The 10776-nt window shown below is 65.6% G+C and carries 10 protein-coding genes; 6 read left to right on the plus strand and 4 right to left on the minus strand.

Annotated elements, in window-relative coordinates; all coding sequences use genetic code 11:
- Nucleotides 1-134 precede the first annotated feature (134 nt).
- Both Q319_RS0113860 and Q319_RS0113865 read right to left on the minus strand, forming a co-directional pair.
- On the minus strand, nucleotides 135-767 hold the full coding sequence (locus Q319_RS0113860) for a response regulator transcription factor (protein ID WP_029483082.1): 633 nt from the start codon (nucleotides 765-767) through the stop codon (nucleotides 135-137).
- A complete protein-coding gene (locus tag Q319_RS0113865; RefSeq protein ID WP_029483083.1) occupies nucleotides 757-2295 on the minus strand; it encodes a sensor histidine kinase in 1539 nt (512 codons plus the stop codon). The genes Q319_RS0113860 and Q319_RS0113865 overlap by 11 nt, the downstream gene beginning before the upstream one ends.
- A 45-nt stretch (nucleotides 2296-2340) precedes the next feature.
- Here Q319_RS0113865 and Q319_RS26275 point away from each other — a divergent pair, with 45 nt between their 5' ends.
- From Q319_RS26275 to Q319_RS0113895, 5 genes are all read left to right on the plus strand, one after another.
- Complete coding sequence (locus Q319_RS26275) at nucleotides 2341-2487, plus strand: potassium-transporting ATPase subunit F (RefSeq protein ID WP_081846048.1); 147 nt, start codon at nucleotides 2341-2343, stop codon at nucleotides 2485-2487.
- Nucleotides 2488-2574: 87 nt separating this feature from the next.
- Nucleotides 2575-4263 carry a potassium-transporting ATPase subunit KdpA gene (gene kdpA, locus Q319_RS0113880; RefSeq protein WP_029483084.1) on the plus strand — a complete coding sequence of 563 codons (1689 nt, stop codon included), beginning with the start codon at nucleotides 2575-2577 and terminating at the stop codon, nucleotides 4261-4263.
- A complete protein-coding gene (kdpB, locus tag Q319_RS0113885) occupies nucleotides 4260-6338 on the plus strand; it encodes a potassium-transporting ATPase subunit KdpB (protein WP_029483085.1) in 2079 nt (692 codons plus the stop codon). Before kdpA ends, kdpB begins: the two co-directional genes overlap by 4 nt.
- 28 nt (nucleotides 6339-6366) lie before the next feature.
- Nucleotides 6367-6996 carry a potassium-transporting ATPase subunit KdpC gene (gene kdpC / locus Q319_RS0113890; protein WP_029483086.1) on the plus strand — a complete coding sequence of 210 codons (630 nt, stop codon included), beginning with the start codon at nucleotides 6367-6369 and terminating at the stop codon, nucleotides 6994-6996.
- Between the two features lie 4 nt (nucleotides 6997-7000).
- Entirely contained in the window at nucleotides 7001-8125 is a 1125-nt protein-coding gene (locus tag Q319_RS0113895; protein WP_051655391.1) for a histidine kinase, read from the plus strand.
- 63 nt (nucleotides 8126-8188) lie between these two features.
- Here Q319_RS0113895 and Q319_RS27170 read toward each other — a convergent pair whose 3' ends face one another.
- Nucleotides 8189-8398: a potassium transporter TrkG gene (locus Q319_RS27170; protein ID WP_156039343.1), complete on the minus strand. Its 210-nt coding sequence runs from the start codon at nucleotides 8396-8398 to the stop codon at nucleotides 8189-8191.
- A gap of 428 nt (nucleotides 8399-8826) precedes the next feature.
- A complete protein-coding gene (locus Q319_RS0113915; RefSeq protein WP_029483088.1) occupies nucleotides 8827-10281 on the minus strand; it encodes a potassium/proton antiporter in 1455 nt (484 codons plus the stop codon).
- A 230-nt stretch (nucleotides 10282-10511) separates the two neighbouring features.
- On the opposite strand from Q319_RS0113915, the gene Q319_RS28710 reads away from it, so the two are divergent.
- A partial coding sequence (locus Q319_RS28710) for a DUF6444 domain-containing protein (protein WP_245619238.1) occupies nucleotides 10512-10776 on the plus strand: 265 nt, incomplete at its 3' end.

The following is a 10776-nucleotide window of genomic DNA, read 5'->3' on the forward strand; positions in this document are numbered from 1 at the left end:
ACATCAGAGCGGTTCTGGGCCTGTCCTGCTGTTGGGGCGGCGGCGGCGATTCTGCTGGCTGTCTTCTGGAGCTACTCAGGACGAAGCAAGCGAAACCGGATGGACACGAAACAAACGCAGTCCGTGTTCAACCCTCACAGCAAGCCCTGCCGCAGCGCCTTGACCGCTGCCTGGGTGCGGTCTGCCGCCTGCAATTTCACCAGCAGTTCCTGCACGTACAGCTTGACGGTACTGACGCTGACGCCTAGTTCGGCGGCGATATCCTTGTTGGGCAACCCATCGGCAATTAGGCGCAGCACTTCCAGTTCGCGGGGGGTCAGCAGCGGGGCCGATCCAGGAGCGCGCACGCCGCCCAGAACGTGGTGCGCCACCTGGGGGTCCAGGTAGGCGCTGCCCGCCGCCGCCGCCCGCACCGCCAGCAGGAGTAGCTCAGGTCTGGCGCTTTTCAGGCAGTAGGCCGCCGCACCGGAGGCCAGCGCCGCGAAGACTTCCTGACGCAGATCGTGGGCGGTCAGCATCACGATTTTGATGTCCGGCCAGCCGCGCCTGATCTCGGCGGCGGTCTGGATGCCGTCCATGCCGGGCAGACCGATGTCCACCACCGCCACATCCACTGTTGTCCCGGCCAGTTGCTCCAGGGCTTCCTCACCGCTGCGGGCCTCGGTGACCACCTGAAGATCGTCTTCCAGATTCAGTGTGGCCCGCAGGCCGTCGCGGGTGAAGGCGTGGTCCTCCACCAGCAGAATGCGGATCGGCTCATCCGGCATGGGACGTTTCTCCAGTGACAGGCAGGGTCAGGGTAAACAGGCTGCGGTTCTGACCTGTGCGGGCGTAACGAACGCTGCCGCCGTGGGCCTCGGCAATGCGGCGGGTCAGGTACAGGCCCAGCCCCGTGCCACTGCCCGCGCCGCCACCCCGGAAGCGCTGAAACAGTTGCGGAGTGCGGGCGGAAGGAACGCCTGGCCCCTCGTCCTGCACGCTCAGGGTGGCTTCACTGTCCTCCTCGGCCAGAGAGACGCGCAGCGTTGTACCGGGCGGGCTGAACTTTACGGCATTGTCCAGCAGGTTCTGAATCGCGCGTCTGAGATCATGGGGGCGGCCCCACAGCCGCACAGCCCGCAGATCACGTTCCACGATCAGGCGACTGGCCTCTATACGGGGGCGCAGGTCCTCCAGCACGCTCTGCACCAGCGCCCGCAGGTTGACCTCCTCCATCTCGTCATCGGTTTCGCCGCTCTCGTATTTGGTGACCAGCAGCAGTTTCTCGGCCAGGGCCAGCAGCGTGGCGTTGGATTCCAGGCCATTTTCCAGGGTAGCGCGGTACGCCTCGGGCAGCGGGCCGTATGCGCCGCGCCGGGCGGCGTCCATGTTCATGGCGTTGGCGAGCAGCGGCGTGCGCAGGTCATGCGAGAAAGCGTAGACCAGATCGCGCAGCAGTTCGCCGCGTTCACTGAGTTGCTCGCGCTGCACGCGCAAGTCGTCCAGCAGGGCCGTGCGCTCCAGCAGGGGTTGCAGCGCAGAGACGGCCTCGGCGGTCAGGGACAGTGGGGTCTCGGGGCGGTGGAGAATCATCAGCAAGTCGCTGTCCTCCGAACGCCGCAGCCGCGCCAGCACAAAAGCGCCGCCGTCCGCTGCCCACACGTCACCCGCACCCACCGGCTGGGCCAGATATTCCAGCGGCAGGCGGGTATCCAGCCGGGAGCGGTGATCGTCCGCCGACAGTCCCGGAGCCTGGGCCAGTGCATGGGGGCGGCGCAGCATGGCCCGGTCCACCGCGCCCACCTCCACGCTCAGCGCCCCGGTCAGATGTTGCAGGGCGGAGGCCGCGCGGGAGACAAACTCGGCCTGACCCAGCGGGCCGCCCACGTCCTCGGCCAGACGGCGCAGCAGGCGTTCGCGCCGCAACTGGCGCTCGTCCTCGGTGATCCGCACGGCCCGCTCGGAGGCGTCACGGGAGCGCAGGGTCAGGCCGCCCACCAGCAAGATCGCCAGCAGGCTGACGGTGCGGTTGGACAGATCGGCGTTACTAAAGCCGTCTTCCAGCGCGTTCTCCAGGGCAGCCACCAGTGAGGCCGCCACCCCCAGCAGCGTCAGGATCAGCACCGGGCGGCGCGACGTTCCCAGCGCAGCCAGCGCGATTGGCACGGTTAGCAATGTACCGACCACCAGCGAGGCGGGGGTCAGCAGGTCGATCAGCAGCACCACGGCCAGCGCCGTCAGACAGACCGTCCACAACGTACTGTCGCCCAGCGGCAATTTGGGCGGCGCAAGCAGCAGGCGCAGGGTGTCTCGCATCGTGAGTGGAGGCTATCCGCAAACGATGTGTGGACGACTGGCCACATGGCCAATTCAACTAGCCGAAAGACGAATGGTGCTGTCAAAAGTGGCGGCGCAGCATACGCGGGTATGAATGTCTTTTTGTTGCTGCTGGTGCTGGCCCTGACCGCCTACCTTCTCTACGCCTTAGTGCGTGCGGAGAAATTCTGATGCTGGGTGCGCTGCTGGGATTACTGATTTTGCTGGCCCTGTTCGGCGTGGTGGCCTGGGCCTTGAAGCTGCCGGACAACCTCTGACATGGATATTCTCCTGACTTACCTGCTGGCCTTCGGGCTGGCCGTTCCACTCGGCTTTCTGATCGCGCATTTGTACGCGGCTCCCGCCTCGCGCTTCACGGCGGGCCTGCTGCGGGTCTGCGGTGTGGACGCCTCGCGCGGCATGGGCTGGCGACACTACGGCGCGGCGCTGATTGGCACCAACGTCGTGCTGGGGCTGACCGCCTACCTGATCTACGTGCTTCAGGGCGCGTTGCCCCTCAACCCTGACGGCATCGCCAACATGCGCTGGGACACCGCGCTGCACACCACGGCCAGCTTCATCACCAACACCAACCAGCAGCACTACAGCGGCCAGAGCGGGCTGAGTTATTTCTCGCAGCTCGTCGCCATCGTGACGTTGCAATTCGTGACCCCCGCCGTGGGCATGGCCGCCCTGTTCGCCGTGCTGCGCGGGCTGAAGGGACAGACGAACGTCGGCAATTACTATCTGGACGTGACCCGCGCCGTGGGCGTGCTGGTTCCCTCGGCCTTTGTGCTGGCGCTGCTGCTGACCTCTCAGGGCGTGCCCAGCACCTACGGCGGTGCGAAGGTGGCGCAGCTCGTGGAGGCGCAAACGGTGGAAGGCCAGGCCGTGACCACCCAGACCATCCCCGTCGGCCCCGTCGCGGCGATGGTGGCGATCAAGCAACTCGGCACTAACGGCGGCGGCTGGTACGGCCCCAATTCCTCGGTGCCGCTGGAAAACCCCACGCCGCTGAGCAACCTGTTCTCGATGGTCAGCATCATCGTGTTTCCCATCAGTCTGGTGTTCGCCTCCGGCCTGTTCCTGAACCGTCGCCGCTTTGGCGGGGCGATCATCGCCGTGATGAGCGTGACCTCGGCGGCGCTGACCTTTGGCGCGGTCATGGCCGAGCGGCAGCCCAACGCCGCGCTGCTCGGCCTGGCGGCCCCCGGCGGCAACTTTGAGGGCAAGGAGGTTCGCCTGGGGACCGACGCCACCGCGTTGTGGGCCAGCCTGACCACCCAGACCAGCAACGGCTCGGTGGCCGGGATGCACGACAGTTTCAACCCGCTGGGCGGGCTGGTGCCGCAACTGGGCATGTTCCTCAACGACGTGTACGGCGGCATCGGCGTGGGCATGATCAACATGCTGGTCTTCGTGGTGCTGACCGTCTTTATCGCGGGCCTGATGGTGGGCCGCACGCCAGAACTGTTCGGACGCAAGATCGAGGTGCGCGAGATCAAGCTGGCCTCGCTGATCATCCTGCTCCAGCCGCTGCTGGTGTTGGGCTTCACGGCGGCGACGGTATCTGTCCCGGGAGTGACAGGCAACTCCAACCCCGGTTTTCACGGCCTGTCGCAGGTGCTGTACGAGTACAACAGCGCCTACGCCAACAATGGCAGCGGCTTTGAAGGGCTGGGCGACAACACGCCGTGGTGGAATGTCACCTGCGCCATCGTGCTGATCCTGGCCCGCTTCCTGCCGATCCTGGGGCCGTTGGCGATTGCCGGGCTGCTGGCTGGCAAGAAGGCTGCGCCCGAGACGAGCGGCACGCTGCGGGTGGACACCCCCATCTTTGCCGGAATGCTGCTGAGTGTGATGCTGCTGCTGCAACTGCTGAACTTCGCGCCCACGCTGGTGCTGGGGCCGGTGGCCGAGCAATTGACCCTGCAAACCACCACACCCACCACTGGAGTCCAGAAATGACCGCCCTGCCACAAACGCCTGAAACCGGGCCGCAAGCCCCCCGCAAGAACATTTTCACGGGCGAACTGGTCAGCGGTGCATTGAAAGCCAGCTTCACCAAGTTAGACCCGCGCAGCATGGCGAAAAGCCCGGTGATGTTCGTGGTGCTGGTGGGCGCGGTGCTGACCACCTACCTGACGGTGGCCAACATGGTCACGGGCAAGTCCTGGGGTTACGAACTTGCCATCACCCTGCTGCTTTTTCTGACCGTGCTGTTCGCCAATTTCGCTGAAGGGCTGGCCGAGGCACGCGGCAAGGCGCAGGCGCTGGGGCTGCGCGCCGCCCGCCAGGACACCCCCGCCCGCCGCCTGCTGAACGGCGTGGAGACCACCGTCCCCAGCACCGAACTGCGCCGCGATGACCTGATCGTGGTGGAGGCGGGCGAGATGATCCCCGGCGACGGCGAGATCGTGGAGGGGCTGGCCTCGGTGGACGAGAGTGCCATCACGGGTGAGAGCGCCCCGGTGATCCGCGAGGCCGGAACCGATTTCAGCGGCGTGACGGGCGGAACGCGGGTGCTGTCGGACCGCATCGTGGTACGCGTGACCTCGCAGCCCGGTGAGAGCTTTTTAGACCGCATGATCGCGCTGGTGGAGGGGGCCAGCCGCCAGAAAACTCCCAACGAGCTGGCCCTGAGCATTCTGCTGGCCGCGCTGACGTTGATCTTCCTGATCGTGGTGGCGACGTTGCCCCTCCTGTCGCGCTTTGTGGGCATCAACGTGGACACGGTGACGCTGATCGCCCTGCTGGTCTGCCTGATTCCCACCACCATCGGGGGGCTGCTGCCCGCCATCGGCATCGCAGGGATGGACCGCGCCTTGCAGGCCAACGTGATCGCCAAGAGCGGCAAGGCGGTGGAAGTTGCCGGGGACGTGGACATCCTGCTGCTGGACAAGACCGGCACCATCACCATCGGCAACCGTCAGGCGACGCGCTTTGCCCCTTTGCCCGGTGTGAGTGAGGCCGAACTGGCCCGCGCCGCCGCCCTGTCCTCGCTGGCCGATCCGACGCCGGAGGGCAAGAGCATCGTGACGCTGGCCCGCACCCTGACCGAGTTGCCCACGCAGCCGGAGAACGCCGAGTTCATTGAGTTCAGCGCCCAGACCCGCATGAGCGGCGTGGACTTTGCCGACGCGGGGGGAGCCGTGAAAATCCGGAAAGGTGCGGCAGACCGGATGGCCCGCTTCGCATCAGAATTCGGGGCAGCCGCACCCGCTGGTCTGACCGCCCTCGTCGAGGAAGTTGCCCGCGCTGGCGGCACGCCGCTGACCGTGGCCGAGGTGCGCGGCGACGTGGCCCGCGTGCTGGGCGTGGTGGCCCTGTCCGACATCGTAAAGCCGGGAATGCGCGAGCGCTTTGACCAGTTGCGCCGCATGGGCCTGAGGACCATCATGATCACGGGCGACAACCCCCTGACCGCCGAGGCGATTGCCAGGGAAGCGGGCGTGGACGGCTTTCTGGCCGAGGCCACCCCGGAAGACAAACTCCAGATGATCCGCGACGAGCAGGCGGCGGGCCGCCTGGTGGCGATGATGGGCGACGGCACCAACGACGCCCCGGCGCTGGCACAGGCCGACGTGGGGCTGGCGATGCAGAGCGGCACCCAGGCGGCCAAGGAAGCGGCCAACATGATTGACCTGGACTCCGATCCCACCAAGCTGATTGAAGTGGTGGAAATCGGCAAGGGCCTGCTGATGACGCGCGGGGCACTGACCACCTTTTCCATCGCCAACGACATCGCCAAGTATTTTGCCATCCTGCCCGCCCTGTTTGCCGCGCAATTGCCTGCACTGGGTGTGCTGAACGTGATGGACCTGGGCAGCCCCCGCAGCGCGATTCTCAGCGCTGTGATCTTTAACGCGCTGGTGATTCCGCTCCTCATTCCGGTGGCCCTGCGCGGCGTGCGCTACACCCCCGGCAGCGCCGATTCCCTGCTGGCCCGCAACCTGCTGATCTACGGCCTGGGCGGCGTGGTGGTGCCGTTTGTGGGCATCAAACTGATTGACCTGCTGCTGTCCGTGGTGGGTGTCCAGTGACCGCTTTTCTCTTGATAGGAGTTTGCCCATGACTACCCCCTCAACCCTCACCGATGTCACCCCTACCGACACCGCTCCTCAACCCGGTTTCTCCACCTGGCTGCGCTTTGCCCTGATGTGGCTCGTGCTGTGCGGGCTGGCGTATCCCACCGTGACCACGCTGCTGGCTGGAAGTCTGTTCCCAGCGCAGGCAAATGGCTCGTTAATCACGCGCAATGGTCAGGTTGTCGGCTCCGCACTGGTGGGCCAGACCTTCAGCGGCGCGGGCGACTTTATCGGGCGGCCCAGTGCGGCGGGCAGCGGCTACGATCCGGTCAACGCCTCGGGCAGCAACCTCGCGCCCAGCAACCCTGAGTTGCGGAAACGGGTTCGGGAGCTGTCTGCCCAGATCGCCAAACGTGAGGGCATTCCGGCCAACCAGATTCCCGCCGATCTGGTCACCGCCAGCGGCAGCGGTCTTGACCCGCATATCAGCCCTGCTGGAGCCGAGGTTCAGGTGGCGCGGGTGGCGCAGGCGCGTGATCTGAGCGAAGACAGGGTGCGTGAGCTGATCACCGCCTCCACCGAGCGTGGCCCGCTGGGGCTGGGCGGCGTGGGTGTCAATGTGTTGAAGCTGAATCTGGCGCTGGACGCGGCAGCCCCCGGCACTGGACGCTGACGCCATGCCGGACGCCGATTCACCTTCTGCCGGGCGCTCTCCACAGCGGCTGACCCTCCCCGGTCAGACAGACGGGCCTGCTGTCCAGCGCGGCGTCCACAAGGTCTTCATCGGTATGGCGGCGGGCGTCGGCAAGACTTACCGCGCCCTGGGCGAACTGCGCGAACGGCTGGAGAGGGGTGAGGATGCCCTGATCGGCGTGCTGGAAACGCATGGACGTGAGGGAACCATCTGCGCTGCCGGGGGGTTGCCCATCTTCCCCCGCCGCGCCATCGCTTACGGCGGCACCGAACTGACCGAGCTGGACGTGGACGGCCTGCTTGCCCGCCGTCCCGAAGCAGTGCTGGTGGATGAACTCGCCCACACCAACGCCCCCGGCAGTGAGCGCCAGAAACGCTGGCAGGACGTGGAGGTACTCCTCGCGGCGGGCATCACTGTCCTGTCCACCGTCAACGTGCAGCATCTGGAATCCCTGAACGACACCGTGGCCCGGTTGACCGGCGTGCGTGTGCGCGAGCGCGTTCCCGACGCCGTGCTGCGCGAGGCCACCGAACTGGTGCTGGTGGACCTGACGCCGCATGACCTGCGCGCCCGGATGAAGGCGGGCCACGTCTACGGCCCTGAGAAGATCGATCAGGCGCTGGGCAACTTTTTTACGTCACCCAATCTGACGGCGCTGCGCGAAATTGCGTTGCGGCAGGTGGCCAGCGTGGTGGAGCAGGGTGCGCCGCCCGGCAGCCCCGGCGTACAGGAAGTCGTCGTCGTCGCCATCGCTGCCGAGGAAAGCGCGGGCCGCCTGATTCGCCGGGGCGGGCAACTGGCTGCGCGGCTGCACGGGGCGCTGCATGTGGTCACCATTCGCGGCCCGCGCATCACACCCGAGCAATCGCGCCTGCTGGACACCTACCGCGCCCTGACGGTGGCGCTGGGCGGCCAGTTTGAGGTGCTGGATGGTGCAAGCGGAGTTGCCGCCGCGTTAATCGGCTACGTTCAGCTCTCGCGGGCTACGCAGGTGGTCATGGGTGAAACCAGCCGCTCACGCTGGGCGGAACTCTGGCGCGGCGACATCATCAAGCGGGTGCTGAGCAGCACGCGGAACGTGGACGTGCATGTGATCAGCCGGGATTGAGACTGGCCTCCCAGACCATCAGCTCCCAGACCATCAGCTCCCGGATTATCAGCCCCCGGACCATCAACCCACCGTGAAATCGCGTTCCTGTGGCAGGCGCATGTCCTGCGGCTGTGCAGGGCGAAAGGCCAGCAGCAGGCTGAGAAAGCCCACCCGCCCAAGGAACATCAGGACTACCAGCACTAGCTTGCCGCTGTCCGAGAGATGAGGGGTCAGATTGACGCTCAGGCTAAACGCGGTCAGGGCGCTGAGCGTCTCGAAGGCCAGTGCCAGGAGCTGTTTGCGTCAGTGAGCATCAGGGCCAGTGTGCCCAGAACCACCGCCAGCAGGGCCAGCGTCACCACAGTGAGCGTGGAAATACGCCGTCCGGCCAGCCGCGCCCCGCGCCGTGAACAGGACCCGCGGCTGGCCGGACGGCGTCAGTGTGGGAAGAAAGCCAGTTCGATTTCCACGACTCGCATTAGATAGTATATGATCATGTATCCCCATGCACTTTCCTGTTCCTTTTCACCGCTGCATAAGCGCCGGCAAGGGCTAAGATATCCAGGGGTGAGGATCGACATTCAAAGCATTTGATACAGATCTAGCAATCGCATCGGGAATAAGTCGACGAGTCATATACAATCCAATATATAGGACAATTTCACAATACTGCTGCCCATGTTGATTTGGAACTCAACGCGCTTCCGCCACCGGCACAATCAGCCGCCATGTCCCAGCCAGCGCTGGACCTCACGCAGCTCGTCTGCCTGGGCCAGCACCTGCACGCTGTCTCCCGCCATCAACCGGGTAGCACCCCTGGGAATCAGGTACTCGCCCGCACGGTGGATCAGCACCACCAGTGCCTCCGGCGGCAGGTGCAGGTCCACGATGCGCTGTCCGTCGGCAGGGCTGCCCGGACGCACCTCCACTTCCACCAGCGCGTTCTTGCTGTGTCCGGTGGGCGTGTAGGTCATGGACGGGGCAGCCGGCACAGTGCGGGCCGTCCGCAGATCCAGCAGATCGGCAGCCAACGTTAGCGTGGTGCCTTGCAGCAGCACACTGGTCAGCACGATAAAGAAGACAACATTGAACAGCACCTGCGCCTGCGGCACCCCCGCCAGCAGCGGAAAGGTGGCCAGCACGATGGGCACCGCGCCACGCAGCCCCACCCAGGCCACCATCGTCTTGTGACGCACCGGCATCCGCGACGCCGCCAGACTGATGAACACGCTGACGGGGCGGGCCACGAAGACCAGCACCAGCGCACAGGCCAGGGCCAGGCCCGCCGTGGGCAGCAACTCGCGCGGATTGACCAGCAGGCCCAGCGTCAGGAACATCGCCACCTGCATCAGCCACGCCAGACCGTCATGGAACGACAGCAGGCTGCGCTTGTGCAGGAAGTCGGCGTTGCCCAGGATGATGCCCGCGATGAAGATTGCCAGAAAGCCGCTGCCGCCCACCACCGCCGTCACGCTAAAGATGGTCAGCGCCAGCGCCAGGGTCAGCACCGAATACAGGCCCTCGAACTGGAGTTGCAGGCGGTTGAGCATCAACAGGGCCGCCCGGCCCAGCACCACGCCCAGCACGCCGCCGATGACCATCTGCTTGACGAACAGCGGCACGATCTCCAGCACGCCCATGCCGGGGTTGGCGATCAGCTCCAGCAGGCCCACGGTCAGAAACACCGCCATCGGATCGTTGCCCCCCGATTCAAACTCCAGCAGCGGGCCGATATCTCCCTTCAGGCCCAGCGCACGCTCTTTCAGGACGCTGAAAACTGCCGAGGCGTCGGTGCTGCTGACCACTGCGCCCAGCAGCCACGCGACCAGCCACGGCAGGTTCAGGGCAAAATGGGCAAAGGTGGCCATCACGCCCGCCGTGATTAGCACGCCCAGGGTGGCCAGACTCAGACCGCGCCGGATCACGGGCCGGGTCTCGCCCCAGTGGGTGGTCAGGCCGCCCTGGAACAGGATGAAACACAGCGCCACAGTGCCCAGTGCCTGAGCCAGCCGGTAGTCACTGAACTGGATGCCCAGACCGTCAGACCCGGCCAGCATCCCCACGCCCAGAAACAGCAACAGCCCTGGAATGCCCAGCCGCCCACCCAGACGGCTCACGATCAGGCTGATGAGCAGGAGGACGCCGGCGGCCAGCAGGTAAATTTCAGTGGTCAGGACGGGCACCCGCCCAGGATGCCACAGGGCTGGGACGGACTTCTCCTGCATGATCCCGGGAACTGAGGGACATTCTTCAGCCAGAGCGAATCGTCGTTTGGGCGATTTGTAGGGTAGAAGGAGATCTGGATGCCCGTTTGGATTGCCAGATGGTAACTACTCAGCAGGGGGACTTGCGGAGTGGAATCAGATAGAGTGGGCGCATCAAGAACGCTCTTTGCCCCAATTGCCTGATCCTTCAAGCTCGCCTTGACGAGCTTGAACTGCGATTGCTGACCCTGGAAGCTCGCCTTGCCGCCACAAGCCGAACTTCTAGCCAACCGCCCAGCCAGGACAAACCGTGGGTCCCCAAGAGTGAGCGCCAGAAGAGCAACCGCTCTTCTGGCGGGCAACGTGGCCATCCCGGCAAGACGCTCAAAATGAGTGAGCATCCTGATGAAATCAGGACGCTCCCGGTCACTGGGCAGTGCGGCTGTGGGCAGCCCTGGGACACGG

This window comes from Deinococcus marmoris DSM 12784, assembly GCF_000701405.1.
GTDB classification, from domain to species: domain Bacteria; phylum Deinococcota; class Deinococci; order Deinococcales; family Deinococcaceae; genus Deinococcus; species Deinococcus marmoris.

Coding starts and splice junctions, on each gene's coding strand:
- Q319_RS0113860 (WP_029483082.1), bottom strand. CDS start 767: ATGCCGGATGAGCCGATCCGCATTCTGCTGGTGGAGGACCACGCCTTC.
- Q319_RS0113865 (WP_029483083.1), bottom strand. CDS start 2,295: ATGCGAGACACCCTGCGCCTGCTGCTTGCGCCGCCCAAATTGCCGCTG.
- Q319_RS26275 (WP_081846048.1), top strand. CDS start 2,341: ATGGCCAATTCAACTAGCCGAAAGACGAATGGTGCTGTCAAAAGTGGC.
- kdpA (WP_029483084.1), top strand. CDS start 2,575: ATGGATATTCTCCTGACTTACCTGCTGGCCTTCGGGCTGGCCGTTCCA.
- kdpB (WP_029483085.1), top strand. CDS start 4,260: ATGACCGCCCTGCCACAAACGCCTGAAACCGGGCCGCAAGCCCCCCGC.
- kdpC (WP_029483086.1), top strand. CDS start 6,367: ATGACTACCCCCTCAACCCTCACCGATGTCACCCCTACCGACACCGCT.
- Q319_RS0113895 (WP_051655391.1), top strand. CDS start 7,001: ATGCCGGACGCCGATTCACCTTCTGCCGGGCGCTCTCCACAGCGGCTG.